The sequence below is a fragment of the Streptomyces sp. BHT-5-2 genome (genome assembly GCF_019774615.1).
In the GTDB taxonomy this organism is placed as follows: domain Bacteria; phylum Actinomycetota; class Actinomycetes; order Streptomycetales; family Streptomycetaceae; genus Streptomyces.
On record NZ_CP081497.1, the window covers coordinates 34,274 to 55,591 of the forward strand.

General features: G+C 74.5%; 16 protein-coding genes. 7 read left to right on the forward strand and 9 right to left on the reverse strand.

Annotated elements, in window-relative coordinates:
• Positions 1-5: 5 nt before the first annotated feature.
• The 4 genes from K2224_RS28105 to K2224_RS28120 all read right to left on the reverse strand — a co-directional run bounded on the left by K2224_RS28105 (position 6) and on the right by K2224_RS28120 (position 6,367).
• Positions 6-1,583, reverse strand: a complete 1,578-nt coding sequence (locus K2224_RS28105; protein ID WP_221910007.1) for a caspase, EACC1-associated type — start codon at positions 1,581-1,583, stop codon at positions 6-8.
• A gap of 125 nt (positions 1,584-1,708) precedes the next feature.
• Entirely contained in the window at positions 1,709-3,856 is a 2,148-nt protein-coding gene (locus K2224_RS28110) for a SpoIIE family protein phosphatase (RefSeq protein ID WP_221910008.1), read from the reverse strand.
• A gap of 76 nt (positions 3,857-3,932) precedes the next feature.
• Positions 3,933-4,718 carry a crotonase/enoyl-CoA hydratase family protein gene (locus tag K2224_RS28115; RefSeq protein ID WP_221910009.1) on the reverse strand — a complete coding sequence of 262 codons (786 nt, stop codon included), beginning with the start codon at positions 4,716-4,718 and terminating at the stop codon, positions 3,933-3,935.
• Positions 4,718-6,367: an acyl-CoA dehydrogenase family protein gene (locus K2224_RS28120; RefSeq protein WP_221910010.1), complete on the reverse strand. Its 1,650-nt coding sequence runs from the start codon at positions 6,365-6,367 to the stop codon at positions 4,718-4,720. Before K2224_RS28120 ends, K2224_RS28115 begins: the two co-directional genes overlap by 1 nt.
• Positions 6,368-6,434: 67 nt before the next feature.
• Between K2224_RS28120 and K2224_RS28125 the strand changes: the two genes are divergently transcribed.
• Both K2224_RS28125 and K2224_RS41455 read left to right on the forward strand, forming a co-directional pair.
• The gene (locus K2224_RS28125; protein ID WP_221910011.1) at positions 6,435-7,184 is read left to right on the forward strand and encodes a PaaX family transcriptional regulator C-terminal domain-containing protein; all 750 of its coding nucleotides are present in this window, start codon (positions 6,435-6,437) and stop codon (positions 7,182-7,184) included.
• Positions 7,185-7,951: 767 nt separating this feature from the next.
• Positions 7,952-8,710, forward strand: coding sequence for a transglycosylase family protein (locus K2224_RS41455; RefSeq protein WP_221910012.1), 759 nt, complete (start codon positions 7,952-7,954; stop codon positions 8,708-8,710).
• Between the two features lie 208 nt (positions 8,711-8,918).
• On the opposite strand, the gene K2224_RS28135 is transcribed toward K2224_RS41455, so the two are convergent.
• Positions 8,919-10,352: an amino acid permease gene (locus K2224_RS28135; protein WP_221910013.1), complete on the reverse strand. Its 1,434-nt coding sequence runs from the start codon at positions 10,350-10,352 to the stop codon at positions 8,919-8,921.
• A gap of 81 nt (positions 10,353-10,433) precedes the next feature.
• Positions 10,434-11,603, reverse strand: a complete 1,170-nt coding sequence (locus K2224_RS28140) for a lactonase family protein (RefSeq protein ID WP_221910014.1) — start codon at positions 11,601-11,603, stop codon at positions 10,434-10,436.
• Between the two features lie 255 nt (positions 11,604-11,858).
• On the opposite strand from K2224_RS28140, the gene K2224_RS28145 reads away from it, so the two are divergent.
• Positions 11,859-12,947 (forward strand): tetratricopeptide repeat protein, encoded by a 1,089-nt coding sequence (locus K2224_RS28145; protein ID WP_221910015.1) that lies wholly within the window; start codon positions 11,859-11,861, stop codon positions 12,945-12,947.
• On the opposite strand, the gene K2224_RS28150 is transcribed toward K2224_RS28145, so the two are convergent.
• Positions 12,841-14,265 carry a lipase maturation factor family protein gene (locus K2224_RS28150; RefSeq protein ID WP_221910016.1) on the reverse strand — a complete coding sequence of 475 codons (1,425 nt, stop codon included), beginning with the start codon at positions 14,263-14,265 and terminating at the stop codon, positions 12,841-12,843. The genes K2224_RS28145 and K2224_RS28150 overlap by 107 nt on opposite strands.
• A gap of 422 nt (positions 14,266-14,687) precedes the next feature.
• On the opposite strand from K2224_RS28150, the gene K2224_RS28155 reads away from it, so the two are divergent.
• Complete coding sequence (locus K2224_RS28155) at positions 14,688-14,858, forward strand: hypothetical protein (protein WP_221912312.1); 171 nt, start codon at positions 14,688-14,690, stop codon at positions 14,856-14,858.
• Between the two features lie 75 nt (positions 14,859-14,933).
• Here the strand turns inward: K2224_RS28155 and K2224_RS28160 are convergent, their stop codons facing one another.
• On the reverse strand, positions 14,934-15,509 hold the full coding sequence (locus K2224_RS28160) for a TIGR03086 family metal-binding protein (protein WP_221910017.1): 576 nt from the start codon (positions 15,507-15,509) through the stop codon (positions 14,934-14,936).
• A 162-nt stretch (positions 15,510-15,671) separates the two neighbouring features.
• Here K2224_RS28160 and K2224_RS28165 point away from each other — a divergent pair, with 162 nt between their 5' ends.
• Positions 15,672-17,219 (forward strand): AMP-binding protein, encoded by a 1,548-nt coding sequence (locus K2224_RS28165; protein WP_221910018.1) that lies wholly within the window; start codon positions 15,672-15,674, stop codon positions 17,217-17,219.
• 29 nt (positions 17,220-17,248) lie between these two features.
• Here the strand turns inward: K2224_RS28165 and K2224_RS28170 are convergent, their stop codons facing one another.
• Entirely contained in the window at positions 17,249-18,088 is an 840-nt protein-coding gene (locus K2224_RS28170; RefSeq protein WP_221910019.1) for a nitroreductase/quinone reductase family protein, read from the reverse strand.
• 314 nt (positions 18,089-18,402) lie between these two features.
• Here K2224_RS28170 and K2224_RS28175 point away from each other — a divergent pair, with 314 nt between their 5' ends.
• Positions 18,403-18,597: a hypothetical protein gene (locus K2224_RS28175; protein WP_221910020.1), complete on the forward strand. Its 195-nt coding sequence runs from the start codon at positions 18,403-18,405 to the stop codon at positions 18,595-18,597.
• Positions 18,598-18,829: 232 nt separating this feature from the next.
• Entirely contained in the window at positions 18,830-20,926 is a 2,097-nt protein-coding gene (locus K2224_RS28180) for a restriction endonuclease (protein WP_221910021.1), read from the forward strand.
• Positions 20,927-21,318 lie beyond the last annotated feature (392 nt).

Here is a 21,318-nt window from a genome sequence, read left to right on the forward strand (position 1 = left end):
GGCGGTCAGGACGTGGCGGGCGCGTCCCACAGGGTGGCGGTCAGCTCGAAGGTGGGGCCGTCCGCGCTCGCGCCGCTGCCGTCGTCCGCCGTGTCCACCTTGGCGAAGGTCACCTTGGCGACGCGGTTCCGGTTCGTCACCACGCACCAGACCGTACCGGCGGTGATCTTCGAGGCGTCCGGGTGCGGCCCGACCGGATTGCCCTGGGCGGCGGCCCGGCACGCCTCGGCGGTGACCGTGCCGGCGTCGGCCCGGCCTACCTGCACGCTGTCGTTGCGCACGAGGTTCGCCTTGGCGGCGTACAGATTCCCGCAGCCTATGTAGAGCAGGTCGGCGTCGTCGGACCTGCCGAGTGGGGCCGGGCCCGAGGACGGCGCGTCGAGGTCGAGCGCCTGGACGGCGGTGCCGAGACAGGTCGCCGCCCGTAAGGTGAGCCGGCGGTCGCGGTAGATCACCTTCGCCGTGCTGGGGGACGGGGTGTCGGACCGCGACGGGCCGCCGGCGGTGCCCGGCGGTGTGGCCTCACCGGTGCCGGGGTTCCCCGGCGTGGTCCCGGTACTCACCGTGCCGCGGCCGGCGGGGTTGCCGGTGTGTCCGTCGTCGTCCCCGAACAGCCCTCTGATCATCGACGACGTGAGGAACACGGTGAGCGCGCCGGCCACCGCCGCGGCGATCAGCACCGGCCGGGCGGTGCGCCGCGCGGGCCGCGGCGGTGGCGGTGGCGGGACGGTCCAGCCGGGGCCGAACGAGGGGGGCGGGGGCGCCCCGTTCGCCCCGTACGCGTGGGGCGTCGGCCCGGTCGGCCCGGGCGGGCGGACCGAGCCGTTCGAGCCGGCCACCCCCGACGGCCCCCGCATCAGCACCAGCGAGCCCCCGGCCCCCGCGGACCGGCGCTGCGGCCGGGGCAGGCCCCTGGCCAGCAGCGTGCGGTCCACCTGCGCGTGGATCTCGTCGAGAGTGAGCGGGACCGGCACGGCCAGGGCGTCCAACAGGGCGCCGGTGAAGGCGGTGTAGGGCTCACCGGGCGGTGCGAGCGAGGGGCGGTTCCGCGTGGTGGACGTCAGGGTGTACGTGCCGGCCAGGTCGAGCTGGCCCAGGGCCAGGTCCGTCGGCCCGGTCATCGCGGAGATCGCCCGACCCGAGAAGCAGCAGTCCAGGACCAGCACCCGGGCCCTGGCCCGGGCCTCGCCCACATGCCGTCTGACCAGGTCGATCGGGACGGCGGAGAAGCCGAGGTGGTCGCGGTCGGTGTGCGTCAGCCCCAGGTGCAGCACCCCGGTGGTGTCGTCCAGGACGCCGTGGCCCGCGTAGTAGACCAGCAGCAGTTCCTCCGCCTCCCGCGCCGCCCAGGCCAGTGCCGCACCCACGGCCGCCGGATCGGCCGGGTCGGCCACCACCCGGCAGTGCTCCGGCGCCAGCAGACCCTGGGTCCGGTGGGTGAGGGCGGTCCACAGCGCCTGGAGGTTGCCGGCGACCGAGGGGAAGTTCTCCAGCTCGGGGCTGGTGAAGCGGCTGGTGCCGATCAGCACCGCGCGGCTGGCGGCGCCGTTCGGGAACCATCTGTCGGTGTCCGGATCATTCATCGATGCCCTCCCCCATGACGGATTGTCATCGCCATCCTGGCACGATCATCCGGGCGTCAGGCCCGATTCCGACGGCCCGGCCCGGACAATCCGCGGAGACCATCTCCCGCCCTGGACAAGGGAGTTCAGGCTCCGCTTCCGTTCGGTGCGTCCGGCAGCACGAACTCGCACCACAGCGCCTTGCCCGAGCCCCGCGGCTCCGCGCCCCACCGGTCCGCCAGCGCCTCCACCAGCAGCAGCCCCCGCCCGGAGGTCGCCGTCTCGCCGGGCCGGCGGCGCCGCGGCCACTGACTGGACCGGTCCTCGACCTCCAGCCGGACCCGGCGCGGACTGCCGGGCAGCAGCTCCACCGAGACCAGGGCGCCGCTCTCGGTGTGGGTGAGGGCGTTGGCGATCAGCTCCGAGGCGGCCACCTCCACGTCGTGGGTGACCTCGCCCGCCCGCCACTGGTCCAGCGTGCGGCGCAGCGCCGAGCGGACCTCCGCGGTGCCCGCCGGGTCGGCCTGGTGGACGTGCCGCCGCATCCGCGGGGTCGCCGCCTCACCGGGGATCGCACTGCGGTGCAGCAGCAGAAGCGCCATGTCGTCGTCGGATCCCGGCTCGGCCCACAGGTGGTCGGAGAGCCGGTCGGCCAGCGCGTCCAGCGCCGCCGGCCCGGCGCGGACCGCGGCCGAGAGCGCGTCGATGCCGGCCGTGATGTCCTGGCCGGGCTGCTCCACCAGCCCGTCGGTGCACAGCAGCAGCGTCGAACCGGGCTCCAGGAACAGCTGGGTCTCCGGGAAGTGGTCCTGCCCGAAGGCGGTGGCCAGGCCCAGCGGCAGCCCGCCGTCGATGTCCGGCCAGTCGATGTGCCGGGAGGCGTTGCGGATCAGCGGGCCCAGGTGCCCGGCCCGGGCCAGGTGCAGCGTCCCGGACTCCAGGTCGGCCTGGACGTAGGTGCAGGTCGCGAACCGCTCGGTCTCCAGCTCCGCCAGGAAGCGGGAGGCCCGCACCAGCACCGTCTCCGGGGCGTGGCCCTCGCTGGCGTAGGCGCGCAGCGCGATCCGCAGCTGGCCCATCACCGCCGCGGCGTGCGTGTCGTGCCCCTGGACGTCGCCGACCACCAGCCCGGTGCGGCCCTGCGGCAGCGCGATCACGTCGTACCAGTCGCCGCCGACGTCCCGGCCGACGCTGGCCGGGTGGTAGCGGACGGTCACCTCGCCGCCCGCGATGGGCGGCAGCCGGCGCGGCAGCATCGCCGCCTGCAACCCGGTCGCGAACTCCCGCTCCTGGTCGAAGAGGGTGGCCCGCTGCAGGGACTGCGCCACCACACCGGCCAGCGCCAGCGCCAGGTTCCGGGCCTCCGGCGAGTGCACCGCCGGCTCGTGGTTGAACAGCCCCAGCGCCCCCAGGACGGTGTCCTGCGCGATCAGCGGCAGGAAGGCGGCGCTGCCGGTCGGCAGCACGTCGACGTACGGGCGCAGCCGCGGATAGCGGGCGATCAGCTCGCCGCGGGTGCTCAGGAAGCTGGGCCGCCGGGAGTGCACCGCCTCGGACAGCGGGAGGGTGTCGTCCAGTTGCGAGTGCGTCATGTCGGCGGGCACCTCGCCGTCCAGCCCGGCGGCGGCGATCACCTCGAACCGGTCGTTCGCGACCAGACCCAGCACCAGCGCGTCGGCGCCGAACCGCCGGGCGCTGCCGGCACCGGTCAGCACCCGCGTGACGTCCTTCACCGACAGCGCCCGGGCCAGCGCCGCGGTGGTCTGCTGCACCATCACCGTCTGCCGCTGCCGCTCCTGCTGGAGGGAGCGCAGCAGCGCGGAGTCGGCGAGTTCGCTGGTGGCCTCCCGGACGATGCCGATGATCCGGTACGCCACGCCCTGCGCATCGTGCAGGATCCGGCCCTGGGAGTGCGTCCAGCGCCGGGTCCCGTCGCGGCACTGGATCCGGAAGTACGCGCCGTAGGAGGAGTTGCCGTCCTGCAGGGCCTGGGAGAGCGCCGCGTCCAGGCGCAGGCCCTCCTCCGGCGGCACCCGGGAGATCAGCGACATCGGCGCGCCGTCGTACTCCCCGGGCCGCAGGTCGAAGACCTCCATGGCGCCGGGGTCGAGGGCCATGCGGCCGCCGTCCAGGTCCCAGTCGAAGGTGCCCATGCGGTTGAGTGACAGCCGTTCCCGCAGCCCGATCGGCTCGTGGTGGGACACCCCCGGTGCCGGCTCCTCGACCCGGGGCGCGTCCCGGTCGGCACGGGGGTCGTAACCCTCCGCGGAGGGGTCGGGGGGCCGCTCGGCCATGCGAACACCTTAGGCGGGGCCCCGGTGACCCGCATTCCAGGCCGCGACGCCCCCCCGGTGACGGCGTCACCGCACGTCACCGGGCGCCGTCGGCCGCCCCGTGCCGGCCGGCGCCCGCCGCGAACCGTGCCGCGCCCGTCAGCCCCTCCACCAACACCGCCTCGCCGTGCCGGAGTTCGTTCGCCAGCGCGGTCTCCTCGTCCCGGCCCTCCTGGTCCAGCAGGGAGGCCCGGTCGCTGCGCAGGCACGCCTGGGGGAGGCGGGCCAGCTCCGCGGCCAGCCGCTCCGCCGCGGTGCGGGCCGTGCCGGTGGGGACCACGCGGTTCACCAGCCCCATCTCCAGGGCCTCCGCGGCCGGCACCGGGCGACCGGTCAGGACCAGGTCCATCGCCCGGCCCGTGCCGATCAGCCGGGGCAGCCGCACCGTGCCGCCGTCGATCAGCGGGACGCCCCACCGCCGGCAGAACACCCCGAGGACCGCGTCCTCCTCCGCCACCCGCAGATCGCACCAGAGCGCCAGCTCCAGACCGCCGGCCACCGCGTGCCCGGCGACCGCCGCGATCACCGGTTTGCCGAGCCGCATCCGGGTCGGCCCCATCGGGCCGTCGCCGTCCGGCGCGACGCGGTTGCCGCGGGCGGTGCCCACGGCCTTGAGATCGGCACCGGCGCAGAACGTGCCGCCCTCGCCCCACAGCACCGCCACCCGCGCGTCGTCGTCGGCGTCGAACGCCCGGAAGGCGTCCGCGAGCCGACGGGCCGTCGGTCCGTCCACCGCGTTCCGGGCCGCGGGCCGGGACAGCACCACCGTCGTCACCGGCCCGGCCCGCTCGACCCGCACGGCGGCCTCCGCCGCACCCGCCATCAGGCGGTGTCCCCGCCGGTCCGGGCGTGCCCGAGGACCCCGGCGAGGTCGGCGCCGGGTGGCAGGGTGCCGAAGGCATGGCCCCACTCGCCGTCCAGCCGGGAGGCGCAGAACGCGTCGGCGACGGCCGGCGTGCTGTGCCGCACCAGCAGCGACCCCTGGAGCACCAGCGCCAGCCGCTCCGCCAGCGAGCGGGCCATCAGCTGGGCCCGCTCGGGGTCGCCGAGCCCGCCGAGCAGCTTGCGCAGCCCGGCCACCGCCGCGTCCAGCCGCCGGTCGGCGCCGGCCGCGGCCTCGACCTCGGCGAAGTAGACGTCCAGCGCCTCCGGTTCGCGGGTCAGGGCACGCAGCACGTCCAGGGCCGCGACATTGCCCGAGCCCTCCCAGATCGACAGCAGCGGCGCCTCGCGGTAGAGCCGTGGCATCCCCGACTCCTCGACGTAGCCGTTGCCGCCCAGGCACTCCAGGGCCTCCGCCGCATGGGTGCTGCCCCGCTTGCACACCCAGTACTTCCCGGCCGCCAGCGCCAGCCGCCGCAGCGCCGCCTCCCCGGCGTCGCCGGCCTGCGAGCGGTCCACCGCGGCCGCCAGCCGCATCCCCAGCACGGTGGCCGCCTCCGACTCGACGGCCAGGTCGGCCAGGACCGAGCGCATCAGCGGCTGCCGGTCCAGCTCCCGCCCGAACGCCCGCCGGTGGGCGGTGTGGTGCAGCGCCTGCCGCAGCCCCGCCCGCATCCCGGCCGCCGACCCCAGCACACAGTCCAGCCGGGTCATGTTCACCATCTCGACGATGGTCCGCACCCCGCGGCCCGGCTCGCCGACCGGCCAGGCGACGGCGTCCTCGTACTCGATCTCGGACGAGGCGTTGGAGCGGTTGCCGAGCTTGTCCTTCAGCCGCATCAGCCGCATGCCGTTACGGGTGCCGTCCGGCAGCACCCGCGGCACCAGGAAGCAGCCCAGCCCCTCGTCGGTCTGCGCCAGCGCCAGGAAGACATCGCTCATCGGAGCCGAGGTGAACCACTTGTGGCCGGTGAGGCGGTAGCTGCCGTCCCCGGCCGGCACCGCGGCGGTGGTGTTGGCCCGGACGTCGGAGCCGCCCTGCTTCTCCGTCATCGACATGCCCGCGATCAGACCGCGTTTGGTGAGCGGGGCGCGCAGCCCGAAGTCGTAAGCGCGGGCGGCGAGCAACGGCTCGTACCGTGCGGCGAGTTCGGGGGCGGCGCGCAGCGCGGGCACCGCCGCGTAGGTCATCGAGACCGGGCAGCCGTGGCCGGGCTCGGCCTGCGACCAGACGTAGAACTTGGCGGCGCGCACCAGATGCGCCCCCGGGCGCCCGTCGGTCCACGGCGCGGCGTGCAGACCGTGTTCGACCGCGGTGGTCATCAGCTGGTGCCAGGCCGGGTGGAACTCCACCTCGTCCACCCGGTGGCCGTACCGGTCGTGGGTGAGCAGCCGGGGCGGCTGCTGCTCCGCCCAGCGCGCCTGGTCCTGGACCTCCGTCGAACCGGCCAGCGCGCCGAGCGCGACGACCTCCGGTTCGCCCCACGCGCCGCCCTCCCGGCGCAGCGCCTCCAGCAGCGCCGGCTCGTCCGCTGCGCTGAAGTCCGCCAGCGGCGGGGCCTGATTGGTTACCTCATGGGTGACGGTCATGGTCGCGACGTTACAGATTTTCTACGAGTGACGGAAGACCGTAACGAGCCGTAGACTTCCCGGACCCATGAACGACGCCCCGCCCGCCCTCCGGCCGCTGACCGCCCGCTCCGTGGTGCTGAGCACCCTCCTCGGCCACCACCCGCCCCGGCTGCCGGTGCGCGTCCTGGTGCGGGTCGGCGAGCTCTTCGGCATCGCCGAGGGCACCGTCCGGGTCGCGCTCTCCCGGATGGTCGCGGCCGGCGACCTCCGGCAGAGTGCGGGCGGCTATGCACTGACCGCCCGGCTGCTGGCCCGGCAGGCCCGGCAGGACGAGAGCCGCGCACCGCGGACCCGCCCGTGGCACGGCGCCTGGGAGATCGCCGTGGTCACCGCGGACGGCGGCCGCCCGCCCGCCGAACGCGCCGCGCTGCGCCAGGCGATGGCCGCGCTGCGGCTGGCCGAGCTGCGCGAGGGCAGCTGGCTGCGCCCCGCCAACCTCGACCGGCCCCGCCCGGCGGTGGCCACCGCGCAGTGCACCTGGCTGACCGGCACCCCCGACGGCGACCCGGCCGCGCTCGCCCGCGGCCTCTGGGACCTGGACGGCTGGGCGGCGCACGCCCGGGAACTGCTGGCCGCGCTGGACCGCGCGGCCGCCCCCGCCGACCGCTTCACCGTCGCCGCGGCCGTCCTCCGCCACCTCCTCACCGACCCGCTGCTGCCCGAGCCGCTTCTGCCGGACGCCTGGCCGGGCGCCCTGCTCCGCTCCCGCTACGACGCCTTCGAGGCCGAATTCCGGGAACTGCTCCGGCACTTCCTGGACCCGGGCGACGGCTAGGGCGCCGCTGCCCCTGGTCCGCCGGGCGGGCCCCCGGACCTTGATCCGCCGGACGCCCCGGTCGTCGCCAGTGCGCTTGCCCCGCGCACGTGCCACCCCGTTGGCGCGGTGCTCCTCGGCCCCCGCGGTCGGCGGGTCGGTGGGGTGGTGGGGCGCACGGGCGGCGCGGTGACGCGCGGGGATGCGGGGCATGCGGGCGCGGGTGGGGGCGCACGGAACGGGTCGCCCGGGACGGGGCCGGTGCGCCGGGCCGGTTCGCGCCGCGCGGCGGGCCGGCGACCGGGCCACGGCCTGCCAAGTTCAGGTAAAACCCGGGTGGTTGCACCGTCCCGACGGCCGTGCGCGGTGTGTGCAGCCCCCGCCGCGCGTATGCACCGAGGCGGGCGGATGCACAGGGCGTAACCCCCTGGAGTCGAACGCGTGAGCGGTTTCCGCTCGATCCGGCACTCCGGGCACGAGGGGTGCGCCCCTGCCCGCCGGGTCCGTGCGCCATGCGGAGGATTTCGTCCCCCTTCCGACGGCGAGGGGGCAGAGCGCCCGTCGAAGGCGCTACCGCGCGCTCTGCCGGTGCCGACGCGGCCCGTGGTTGTCTCTTCCTCGTCGAATTCGATGGCCCGGAGAAAAACACCCGAAGTTCCAGAACTCCAGAATCCCAGAACTCGCCGAAATCGCTGACATCTCTGCGCGCCCACCGAAATACCGGCACCTCCGGAATTCGGTGCGAGCGACACCTCAGTACGCACAGCACAAGCGACGGGAGCACGCAAATGGAAACTCAGCAGGTGCCGGAAACGCAGGAATCGCCGGAACCCAAGGTGTGCCGGGCGGCGGAAAACCGCGAACCGGCGGACCGGGCCGCTCGCGGCGAGGCACTGCGCGGCCGGGGGGCCCGCGGCGTCACCGCGGCCGCCGTCCTGCTGGCCGCCGGCGCGCTGGGCGCGGTCTCCGAGGAGCCCGCCGAAGCCGTCAACAGCGGCACCTGGGACCGTCTGGCCCAGTGTGAAAGCGGTGGCAACTGGCGGATCGACACCGGCAACGGCTTCTCCGGAGGCTTGCAGTTCGGCCACTCGACCTGGCGTTCCTACGGCGGCGGGTCCTATGCGGGCCGCGCCTCCCGGGCCAGCAGGGAGCAGCAGATCCGGGTCGCCGAACGGGTACTGGCCCGCCAGGGCTGGGGCGCCTGGCCCGCCTGCTCGGCCTCGCTGGGGCTGCGCGGCACACCCCACGGCGGCGGCGTCCACCTCCTCCCGGCCCGGCCGAAGGCCGTCCCCAAGCGCACCCACGGCCGTCACCACGAGCCGCAGGTGCATTCCCACAGGCAGGTGCAGCCCTACAAGAAGGCGCCGCACCGGATTTCCGGTGGTGTGGTGGTGGTCAATTCGGGGGACACCCTGAGCGGAATCGCCGTCTGCCACGGGAAAACCTGGCGGGAGCTCTACCGGCAGAATCTCCAGGTTATCGGCGAGGATCCGAACCTCATCTACCCGGGCACCCGGCTGCGGGTGGAAATCTCCGGGGAGAGGTGACGGCCGGCGGTTGACGCGCCGCCGCAGGTAAGCCTCCACATACGATGGGCCCGGGAATTCCGACAGGAAACGCTGAAGGGTAGAGAAGGATTATCCCCAGCCTTTCCGGGGGGAATCGGTGGGAAGTTCCCGGGGATTTCGGAAGACGAGGCGTGAGGGGGAGGACAGGCCGTCCGTGGCGCCGCGGACGGCCGGTCCGAGAAAGGATCTACTTCCGCCGGACCCGCCGGCGGATTTCGTAGGCCGCCAGTACGACACCGAGCGTGAGCAGGCTCAGCCAGAACTGCGCCCGGCTGTCCGGCAGTACCGCCATCGCCCCGATCACCAGCGCCATCAGCGCCACGGTCAGCCGGCTCAGCCACGGGAAGCCCCACATCCGCAGGGTGAGCCGCTCCGGTTCCTCGCGTTCCAGCTGGCGCCGCATCCGCAGTTGCGTCACCGCGATCGCCAGATAGACGAACAGGGCAATGGCGCCATAGGAGTTGATGAGGAAGGAGAAGACGACATCCGGCGAGAGCCACGCCGCGATCACCGACAGATAGCCGACCGATGTCCCGGCCAGCAGCGCCCGGCGCGGCACCCCGCTCGCACCGACCTTGGTGAAACCGCGCGGCGCGTCCCCGTTGCGGGTGAGCGCGAAGAGCATCCGGGACGAGGTGTAGAGCGCGGAATTCAGGCAGGAGAGCACCGCGACCAACACGATCGCGTTCATCACCGTGCCGGCCGCGGGCACCGCCAGCCGGTCCAGCACCGCCGCGTACGGGCTCACCTCGATCGCCTTCGACGTCCACGGCACCACCGCGACCACCACGAGGACCGACAGCACGTAGAACGCCGCCACCCGCAGCACGATCGACCGGATGGCGTTCGCCACCGCCCGCTCCGGCTCGACCGACTCCGCCGCGGCGATGGTGACGATCTCGGCGCCGGTGAAGAAGCCGACACAGGGCACCACGGCGGCCAGTACGGCGCCGACGCCGGTGGGCGCGAAGCCGCCGTGCGCGGTCAGCCCGTCAAGGCCGCCGCCGGCCCCCGGCCACAGCCCGAGCAGGAAGAGCGCGCCCAGGAAGAGGAACACCACGATCGCCACGACCTTGATCGACGAGAACCAGTACTCGAACTCGCCGAAGGAGCGGGCCGACACCAGGTTCGTCGCCGTCAGCAGCGTCATCAGCACCAGGCTGACCGCCCACAGCGGCACCCCGGGCAGCCACAGCCGGACGATCCGGCCGCCCGCCACCGCCTCGACGGCGACCACGACGACGAAGAAGTACCAGTACAGCCAGCCCACGGCGAACCCGGCCCGGTGCCCGAGGGTCTCCCGGACGTGTGCGTAGAAGGAGCCCAGCGCCGGGCGCGCGACGGTCATCTCGGCGAGCATCCGCATGATCAGCACGGTCAGCGCGCCGGCCGCCAGGAAGGACACCACCGCGGCCGGCCCGGTGGACCGGATCACCACCCCGCTGCCGACGAACAGCCCGGCCCCGATCACCCCGCCCAGCGCGATCAGCTGCATATGGCGGCGCTTGAGGCCCTGCCGCAGGCCGCTGCCGGCGGAGTCCGCCGCCGGGTCCGCCGGTCCGGGCCGTGGCGCCGCGGTGTCCGGCGTGACACCGCCGGAGGATGTGGTTCCGCTACTCATGGGTCGCGACGCTAACGCGCCAATCCTGCGGGCCTGTTGCCGCAGTGTTTCGGCCGCGCCGGGTCCGCCGCCCGGCGCCGGTCACAGCGGCAGTGCGCAGACCGCCATCGGCGCCGCGAACGGCTCGCCCACCCGTGCCAGCGCCCCGGTCCGGGCGTCCACCGCGAAGACCGTCACCGATCCCGACTTCTGGTTCGCGGCGAACAGCCACCGCCGGTCCGGCGAGAACGCGATCTGCCGCGGGAAGTCGCCGCCCACCGGCACCGTGTCCAGCAGCCGCAGCCGGGCCCCGCCCTCCGCCACGGCGTACCGGGTGAGGGTGTTGTCGCCGCGGTTGGCGAGGAAGGCGAACCGGCCGTCGCCGGTGACCAGGAGCTGGGCCGGATAGCTGACGACCCCCGGCGCGGTCCCGGTGGACTGCGGCGCCCCCGGCACCAGCCGCCCCTCGCGCGGGTCGTAGCCGCAGACCACCACGGTGTTGTCGACCTCGTTCGCCAGATAGGCATGACGGCCCGAGGGGTGGAAGGTCAGATGGCGGGGGCCGGCGCCCGGCCGCAGCCCGGCGTACGACACCTGGGCCAGCGTCCCGGCCCGCGGGTCGAGCCGGTAGGTGTAGACGCTGTCGTTGCCGAGGTCCACGGCCAGTACGTGACGGCCGTCCGGGGCGGTGACGATCTGGTGCGCGTGCGGCCCGGTCTGCCCGGGGCCGGGCGGCGGGCTGTCGTGCACGACCAGGTCGGTGCGCGGGCCCAGCGCCCCGGTGCGGCGGTCGATCGGATGGACGGCCACGCTCCCGGAGAGGTAGTTGGCGCTCAGCAGCCACCGGCCGCCGGGGTGCACCGACAGGTGGCACGGCCCGGCGCCGCCGGTGGGCCGGCTGCCCAGCACCACCGGCCCGCCGGCCCGCCGCAGCGCGACCGCCGTCACCGCGCCGTCCTGCTGCTCGTCGACCGCGTACAGCGTCCGGCCGTCCCGCGCCAAGGTCAGATAGGAGGGGTCGGGGACGCCCGGGAGCACGCCGGTGGCGGTGAGTGCGCCGGTTGCGGGGTCGTAGCCGGCCAGGCCGATGCCGGCGCCGCCGCCGGGTTTCGAGGTGTACGTCCCCAGGAAGAGCGGTCTCGGCCGCCGCGGCCCGGCCCACGCGGGACCGCCGCCCCCGGCCGCCGCCGCGGCCCCGGCCGCGCCCGCCGCCAGCGCCCCGACGAACCGCCGCCGCCCGATCCCGCCGTGCGCCTCTGCCGCCTCGCCCATGCCACACCTCCGGTCCGGTGCCCGCCGGAAGTCAGGGTGACCCCGGCCCCACCACCCCGCAAGACCGGCAAGAGAATTGACGCCCCATCAGCCACCGCCACCCCGAGCACCCCGTACATCCCGATGATGACCACCACCCCGACACGTAGCACTCCAGTCGTACGCGACAACCCATACGCGGACGGATTCGCCGCACCCCGCATCTTTCGTAGGTTCGTGGCCAAGGCAAAAGCATGATCGAGAGGTCGCGGATCGATGTACGGCAAGGCATTCGCCCCGGAGTACCAGGGCGAACTGGGCTCGGCGCTGAGCGTGAACTCCTCCTACGAGGAGGTACTGGCCACGGCACACCGGTCACTCGCCGACGCGGACACCGCGCTGGACCGCTCCAGAGCCCAGCTGGCCGTCGCCGAGGCCAACCGGCGGCTGGGCCGGGCGGACGCCGCCGGCACCGCCTGGCGCGCCGCCTACCGCAGCGGCCGGACCGCCGGCGACCCGGCCGCCATGGCCTGGGCCCTGTGGAGCGGCGGCACCCTGGCCCGCCAGTGCGGCACCCTGCCGCTGGCCCGGCGGCTGCTCGCCCACGCGGTGGCGCTCGCCGAGACCGGCGGCGACCGCCTCGCACACGGCTACTCCCTCGCCGGTCTCGCCGAGACCGGGCGCATACAGGGCGACTACGAGGCCGTCGCCGAGCTGCACGAGCAGCTCCTGGCGCAGGCCCGGGCGCACGGCGAGGCCCGGCACATGGTCTGGGCGATGTCCGGCATCGCCCAGATGCACCGCAACACCGGCGAGCACGGCAGGGCCCTGGAGCTCTTCGAGGAGTCCGCCCGGATCGCCGCCGAGGCCGACGACTTCCGCGGCCGGGCCTGGTCGCTGCGCGGCGTGGCCGACGTGCTGTCCGTCCGCGGTGAGCCGGACCGGGCGCTGGCCCTGCTGTCCGAGGCGGAGACGATCTGCCGCACCATGGACCTGGCCGGCGCGCTCGCCTACAACCACAAGATGCGCGGCAACGTCCTCTACCGCGCCGGCCGCTACGCCGAGGCCCGCGACACCTACACCCTGGCGCTGGGCGAGTTCCGTGCGATGGAGGAGCCGCGCGGCGCGGCGCTCTCCCGGCTCGGCCTGGCCAAGTCCCGCGCCCGCCTGGGCCGCGACCGCACCCGTACGCTGCACGAACTCGACGCGCTGGAGCGGGACTTCGCCCGCATCGGGCTGCGGCACGCCCGCGAGATGGTCATCGCCTTCCGGACAGAGCTGACCGCGACACCGGCGGCAGGAACTCCCGCTCCGCGCTCCGGTGCCACCACTCGCCGGTCTCCCGCAGTTCCCGCCAGGTCGTGAAGCGGTAGCGGAAGACCCGGGCCCGCACCCGCGCGGGCGGCAGATCGGGGAACGGATTGCGGCGCAGCAGCCGCAGGGTGTCCCGGTCGTTCTCCAGCAGCCGGGCCACGAACGGCACGAACCACGACCGGGCGTAGCCCGGCGAGAGCGCCGCGAACCACATCAGCCAGTCCAGCCGCAGGTGGTAGGGCGCGAACTGGCGCGGCAGCCGCCCCGGCGCCCCGGGCTTGCCGTGGAACTCGTAGGCGTGCCACGTCGTGCCGGGCCCGGAGACCGCGTCCTCGGTGCCCTCGACGACGATCTCCCGGCGGACCCGGGTGATGCTGCCGAACGCGCCGTAGGAGTTGACCAGGTGCAGCGGCTCGTAGGAGGTGTTCATCAGCTGGCCCCGGGACACCAGGTTGCGCGCCGGGCGGTAGCTGAGTGCGACGACACCGGCCGCGGCGGCGAGCACCACCGCCTCGAACCACACCGGCGCGGCACCCGGTGCCGACGGCGGGCCGCCGAACAGCGGCGCGGCGGCCGACAGGGCCAGTGCGATGGTGATCCAGTTCAGCCAGGCGAAGTTGCCGGACAGCACCAGCCACAGCTGGGTGGCGGCCATCCCGAGAGCCGCCCACCCGGCGACCGGCTGCGGGGTGAACAGCAGCACCGGCAGGACGAGTTGGGCGACGTGGTTGGCGGCCGTCTCGACCCGGTGCAGCGGCCCGGGCAGGTGGTGGAAGAACCAGCTGAGCGGGCCCGGCATCGGCTGGGTCTCGTGGTGGTAGTAGAGGCAGGTCAGATCGCGCCAGCAGCGGTCCCCGCGCATCTTGATCAACCCGGCGCCGAACTCCACCCGGAAGAGCAGCCACCGCAGCAGCCACATGACCAGCACCGGGGGAGCGGTGTCGGCGTTGCCGAGGAAGACCGCCAGCACCCCCGACTCCAGCAGCAGCGTCTCCCACCCGAAGCCGTACCAGGTCTGCCCGACGTTGACGATCGACAGGTACATCACCCACAGCACGGCCCACATCGCCATCGCCGCCCCCAGCGACACCGCGTCCGCGGCCCCGGCCGCCACCGCCGCCGCCAGCGCCGCCCCGCTCCACGCCCAGCCCGCGAAGAAGCGGTCCGAGTAGTGCAGCTGGAAGACCGACGGGGACAGCCGGAACGGCACCCGCGCGGTGAAGTCCGGGATCGGCAGCATCCCCCGGGAACCCAGCAGCGCCCGGAACTGACGGGCCGCGGCGACGAACGCGACCAGGTAGAGCACCGCCAGCAGCCGCTGGAAGACCAGCCGTCCGAGCCATGAGCCGGGATCCGAGAACCATTCCACCCGCCCATGGGTAGCACCGGGGCCACCGGCCGGGGAGACGGCGCGCGGAACGGGGCCCTGGTGCACCGGCCCCAACTGTCCACGTTAGGGAACGGGCCCGCGCCGGCAACCGGGGAGCGGTGTGGGCGGTGCGGAAGAGGGGCTGACGGCCGGTCGGGTGAATGACGCAGCGTGGCCGCGGGCCCGCGGTGGGCCCGCGGCCACGGGCGCTTTTCCCGCCTTCGTGCGACGTGCCGTTATCGCCGGAAAAAGGCGAGCGATCCCCGAGCGGCGCCGATATTCTGGAAGATGACGGACGACCCTCCTGGGAGACGCCAACACCATTGGCCCGTCGCGGGAACGCCACAAACCCTGGCCGACCTCCCGGTTTGTGAACAAGGCGCCACCGCGTCGGAACCAATACCTCGAAGAAGGAGTGCGTGGTGGCAGTGCACAAGGCTCAACACAAGCAGCCCCGCCTGAAGCAGGGCGAGCGCCCAGGGCGTATCAAGGAAGTCCGCAATCTCGAGGCCTGGGACCGCTGCGGCCCGGTCCGGCTGGCCGGCTGCGAGGAGGATCCGGTCGAACCGCACATTGTCCGCGGCATCGACTGACCCCGCCGCGGCAGCCGCCGGCCCCGGCCCCTTCTCTTCTCCGGAGGCCGGGGCCGGCGGCTGCCGCCACCGCGATCAGGGCCGCCGGCCGAGCAGACACAGCAGCCGGGTCAGCTCGTCCGCGCCCCTCGGCGGCTCGACGGGCTCGGCGAACAGCCCCGTACCCGCCAGCACCTCGGCATACGGCTCCACCTCGCGCAGCGCCGCGCCCACCAGGCGGTCCGGCAGCCGCTCGTCGGCACCGATCGCCCGGGAGAGATCCCAGGTGTGCACCACGGCGTCGGCGGTCATCTGCGTGCAGTACGCGTCGGCTGGGGTGGTGCCGTAGGAGAGGTGGACCGAGCGGTGCAGCGCGCCCGGCTCGGCGAACGCCGCCTTCGCCGCCGCGGCGGCCCCGTCCCACGCCCCGACCGGGTCCTCCCCGAGCTGGTCGCCGTCGAAGTCCCCGTCCACCGAGGCGATGGTGGCACCGTCCCGCACCAGGCGGGGCACCCACAGCTGCTCCGAGGTGAGGTGGTTGACCAGGTCGAACACCGACCACTCCGTGCACGGGGTGGGTGCCTCCCACTGGTCCTCCCGGACGGCGTGGACCCGCTCGCCGAAGAGCGTCAGCGCCTCGGCGTGGGTGCCCAGGATGTCGTTGTTGCCCATGGCCCCGAGGATAGGAGCGGCGACCGGCGACGGCGCCCGGTGCGGGGCGATCGGAGCACCGGGCGGGATGGCGCGGTGCGCTCTGGTGGTCGCCCGGCGGTTGGCGCTTCAATGAGCCGGACCGGTGTGCGCCGGTCCTGGCCGCTCCCTCCTGGAGGCACCATGGAATCCGCCGCACCCCCTGCCATCCGCTGCGCGGGACACGCCCGCGGCTATCCGGAGTTCCTCGACCGCGCCGCCCGGATCGCAACGGCCCTGGCCGAATGGGGAGTCACCCCGGGCGACCGGGTCGCCGTGGTGCTCCGCAACGAGCCCGCCCACCTGGAGATCACCACCGCCGCCGCCCTGCTCGGTGCCGCCGCCGTCCCCGTCAACTGGCACTTCCGCCGGGACGACCTGCGGCATGTGCTCACCGACAGCGGCAGCACGGTGGTCTTCGCCCACACCGACCTGCTGGCCGAGGTGACCGCCGTCCTCCCCGACGGCGTACGCGTCGTCGAGGTCGCGGTACCGCCAGGTGTGGCGGCGGCCTGCGGGACCACCGCCCCGCCCGTAACCGGCCGGTACCCGGTCCTCGACGACTGGCTGGCGGACCGGGCGCCGCTGGACCGGCCCGCCGGCGACCGCCCGCCCACCGTCATCTACAGCTCCGGAACGACCGGGCGGCCCAAGGGCGTTCTGCGCGAACCGGTCGGCCCGGAGCTCCTCGCCGAGGCGGTGACGCGCTTCCTGGAGTACTTCGCGGTCGCCCCCGGCGGCCGGACCCTGATCCCGGCCCCGCTCTACCACGCCTCGCCCAGCCAGCACGCGGTCCTGGCGCTGGCCGCCGGCCTGGACATCACGCTGATGCCGCGCTTCGACGCGGAGGAGTTCCTGCGGCTGGTCGAACTGCACCGCATCGAGCAGGCCCAGGTCGTGCCCACCATGTTCGTCCGGCTGCTGCGGCTGCCCAAGGACGTCCGCGAACGCTACGACGTCTCCTCCCTCACCTCCGTGGTGCACGCCGCCGCGCCCTGCCCGCCGCACATAAAACACGCCATGATCGACTGGCTGGGGCCGGTCCTGCGGGAGTACTACGGCGGCAGCGAGACCGGCGCGGTGACATGGTGCGACAGCGCCGAGTGGCTGGCCCACCCGGGCACCGTCGGACGCGCCCAGGGCACCTGCGAGGTCGTCGTCCTCGGCCCCGGCGGGGAGGCGCTGCCGCCCGGCGCCACCGGCGAGATCTACGTCCGGCCCGCCGACGACTGGCCGCGCTTCAGCTACCTCGGCGACCCGGACAAACGCGCCGCCATGGAGGCGCCGGGACGGCCGGGATTCGTCACCCTCGGCGACATCGGCCACCTCGACGAGGACGGCTACCTCTACCTCAGCGACCGCCGCAACGACCTGGTGATCTCCGGCGGCGTCAACATCTACCCGGCGGAGATCGAAGGCTGCCTGCTGGCCCTGGACGGCGTGCGGGACGCGGCGGTGTTCGGCATCCCCGACGAGGAGTTCGGCGAGGTGCTCGCCGTCCACTTGGAGACCGACCCCCGGGTCCGGCTCACCGCCGCGGCGGTCCGCGCCCATGTCGCCGAGCGGCTCGCCGCGTACAAGGTGCCCCGGACGGTGGTGTTCGAGGAGCGGCTGCCGCGCGACGACTCCGGGAAGCTGTTCAAACGACAGCTGCGGGACCCGTACTGGGAGGGCCACGGCCGCCGGATATGACTCCCGCGGCCGCCGCCCGTGCGCCGGGGTCAGCCGGTCGCCGCGTCCAGCACGGGAATCAACTGCTCCTCCTCGTAGGCGAGATGGGCCTCCAGTTCGCCCGTCAGCCGCTCGACCTCGGCCCGGATGCCGCCGGGTGCCGCGTCCGGCTCGGCCAGCGTCCGGCGCAGCTCTTCCAGGAGCGCGGCGATGCTCTGGTGCTCGGCGTCCAGCCGGTCCAGCACCGGGGCGAGGTCCGGGCGGTGGCGGCGGAGCGCGGGGAACATCATGCGGTCCTCGCCGGTGTGGTGGTTGTCCAGGCCCTGGCACAGCGTCAGGCAGTTGATCCGCAGCTGCGCGCCGAGCACGGAGCCGGAGTTCGCCAACTCCCTGCGGAGAGTGGCGATCTCGCGCCGGAAGCCGTCGTGGACGAGGCGCACGCTCGCGCCCGGTGTCTCCCCGGCGAAGCGCGGCGGTCCGGCCTGCGCCGGGGTCAGCGCCACCACCGGGATGGTGCGTCGGGTCTTCGCCTGGTAGGCGGCCCAGCCCGGGTCGGCCTCGACGGCGCGGGCGAAGACCTCGTCGCGCTCCGCGCCGGTCAGCACCGTGGCCTCCGCCTCGTAGGTCAGGGGCCCGGTCTCGACGGTGACGCGGGGGTGGGCGACGAGGTTGTGGAACCACGCCGGGTGGTGCGGTGCGCCGCCGGCCGAGGCGATGACGAGGATCCGCTCCCCGTCGGGGAGATAGCCGACCGGGGTGGTGTGCCGGGCGCCGGAGCGGGCGCCGGTGGTGGTCAGCAGGACCAGCCGGCCGCCTTCGAAGGGGCCGCCGACCCGGCCGGCGTTGGCCCGGAACTCGGCGATGACCTGCTGGTTGAAGTCATGGGGCATGAAGGGTGCGTCTCCAGGGGGGAAGTGCCCAGGGCGAGGCCGCGTGGGCATGACGAAGTCACCGCACGACGGCGGCGGTGCGGCGCGGCAGGGCGCGGCACGACGGCAGGCGTGGTGCGGGAAGTGAAAGCGCGCGCGGAACGGCCGCGCGGAGAAGAGGGGATGGCGCGCGCCTGATGCGCGCGGAAGAAGAGGTGGGAGGGGCAGCGGCGGGTCTCTCACCCGCCGCGCGGTCACGAAGTGACCGGGTGCCTCACTCGCTCATGGCCCATGGCCGACCCGGTAGTCACGGCCGCAACGGTACGTGCACAGACGTGCGAAGGCAATTTCCGGACCTGCGCGGTGGTCGGCTCCCGGCGTCCTTCCGCACCGCCCTCTTCGTCCACGCCATGGCCGCCGCCGCGATCCGCACCGGGATCGGGGCGCAGCCGAACCGCTGGAAGGTGCCGCCGCGGACCGGCCGGGTCAGCCCGTCCTCGATGGCGCGGATGTTGCCGGTGCAGTCGTGACCACCGCCCAGCCGCGCGGATGGGCGGCGGTCAGCGCGTCGGCGCCGGTGGAGACGGTGTCCGCCCCGAGCTTGCGGGCCGGGCACGCACCGGGGCCGGTCACCCCCTGATCGGCGCCGCCCGGCCCCCGCTAAAGTCGCCTCACCACAGCAGACCAGGGCAGACCGGCACAGACGCCACCGCTGCCGCGGGTTCCGGGGGCGACCGCCCCGGGGGGAGGACGAACCATCACATGAGCCGCCGTTCCCAGGGATTACTCGGCGTCTGGGCCGAGGCACAGCGCCGGCAGCAGCGCCAGGCCGAGGCCGCACACCGCGCACGGCTGCAACAGCAGCGGGAACAGGAGCGGCAGGCCAGGGCCGCCGAACGCGCCATGGCCCGTATGCACCGCGAACGGCAGAGCGCCTACCGCCGGCAGCGCGAGGCCGACGCCCGCCGCCGCACCGAGGAGATCGACGCCCGCGTCGCCGCCCTCACTGGCCTGCTCGCCGACGGCTGCCGGGCCCCCGCCTTCACCGCCGACGCCCTGCTCCGCCCCGAAAGCGTCGAACCGTTCGCCCCCGGCGCACTGGCCGCCCCGGTGCCCATGCCCGACCCGGCCCGCTACCAGGTGCCCACCGGCGGCATGCGCTCCGGCACCCGCCGCGACCGCGACCGCCAGGAGGCCCGCGCCCGCTTCGAACAGGACTGGTACGCCGCCCAGGCCGCCGAGGCCCGCCGTCAGGCCCAACTCGCCGCCTACCGACGGCAGTACGACCAGTGGGCGGCCGGCGCCCTGGACGAGATCCGCCGGCACAACGCCGGCGTCCAGGAACTGGTCGCGGGCCTGCGCGCCGGCGACGCGGACGCCGTCGTGCAGTACTTCTCCGCCGCCCTCTACTCCGGCACGTCCTGGCCCGAGGGCTTCCCCCGACAGCTCAGCGCCGGCTACGACACCGCCGCCCGCCGGCTCGTCCTCGACTGGGAACTGCCCGGCCACGACGTCGTCCCCGCCGTCAAGGCCGTCCGCTACCTGCCCACCGCCGACGAGGAGCGCGAGACCGCCCGCCCGGCCGCCCAGCGCCGGGCGCTCTACCGGGAGGTGCTCGCCCAGAGCATGCTGCTGGTCCTGCGCGACCTCTTCGCCGCCGACACCTACGGAGCCCTGGACTCGGTGGAGCTCAACGGCTTCGTCGACGACGTCGACCCGGTCACCGGCCGCCCCGCCACCATCTTCCTGGCCAGCGTCCTGGCCCCCCGGAGCGACCTCGCCTCCTACCACCTGGATCAGGTCAGCGCCCCCGACTGCCTCACCGACGGACTGCGCGGCAGGCTCTCCGCCCGCCCCGACCAGCGCACCCCGGTCCGCCCCGGACGGCGGCCGGACGACATCGCCGGCGGCGCGGTGGTCTCCCACGGCACCGACGGCGAACCGGACCTCCTCGCCATGGACCCGCTCGTCTTCGAGCAGCTGATCGCCGAGCTGTTCCGCGCCATGGGGATGCACGCGGTCACCACCCAGCGGTCCGGCGACGGCGGCATCGACGTGGACGCACTGGACCCCGACCCGATCCGCGGCGGCAAGATCGTGGTGCAGGTCAAGCGCTACCGCAACACCGTCCCGCCGTCCGCCGTCCGCGACCTCTACGGCACCGTCCAGTCCGAAGGTGCCAACAAGGGCGTGCTGGTGACGACCTCCCAGTTCGGGCCCGGCGCCCACGGCTTCGCCCAGGGCAAGCCGCTCACCCTCGTCGCCGGCCCGGAACTCGTCGACCTGCTCGGCCGGCACGGGCTGCGCGGCCGCCTCGGCCCCGGCGACGCCACTCCCGGCGCGCCCGCCGCCCCAGACCCCACCGAGCCCGCCCCGGACCACACCGTCCTCGCCATGAACTGGTCCGGCGCGGCCGCCCTCGACGTCTGCGCTCTGGTCTGCAAGGGCACCACCGTGCTCGACGACGACCACTTCGTCTTCTTCAACAACCCGGCCACGCCGGACGGTTCGGTGCGGATGCTGGCCGGCGTGACGGAGGACCGCGCGGCCCTGCGGGTGCGGTTCGAGGAGCTGCCGGCGGACGCCGACCGGCTGGTCCTGGTCGCCGCGGTCGACCCGGAGACCGACCCGGACGGCGACCTCGGCGGCTTCACCGACGCCCGGATCAGGCTGCTGGACGCCGCCGGTACCGAACTCGACCGGCTGCCGGTCTCCGACGGGCGCCCCGGTGAGCGCGCCCTGGTCCTCGGCGCGTTCCGCCGCCGCGCGGGCGGCGACTGGGACTTCGTCCTCGGCGGCAAGGGCTACCCCGGCGGCCTGGCCGCTTTGGTCGCCGACTTCGGCATCGAGGTGACCTGAGACCGTCGCCCGGATCACTTCTGCCACAGCCGGGCGAGCACGTCGTCGAGACCGCGGGCCGGTCCTGGTGCGGGGCGTGGTCGGTACCCGGCACCCGCACACGGCGGGCGCCGATCATCTCCGCGAGGTACTCCCCGCACGCCGCCGGCGCATCGCCGACGAACGCCCGGCAGTCGGGGTGGGCGGTCTTCCACGTCCCGTTGACGACGGTCCTGGGCAATCTGGGCCCGAGCCGGCGGTCCGCCGCGCCGTACGAGTACCCGACCGGGTGGGCCGCGGCCCGGCCGGCGGCCGCTGCCCGGCGAAGCACTCGGCGCCCCAACTCATCGTGCCGGGCACCAACAGCGCCCGCGGCGCACCGGGCACCCCTCGTCCCACACCGTCACATGAAG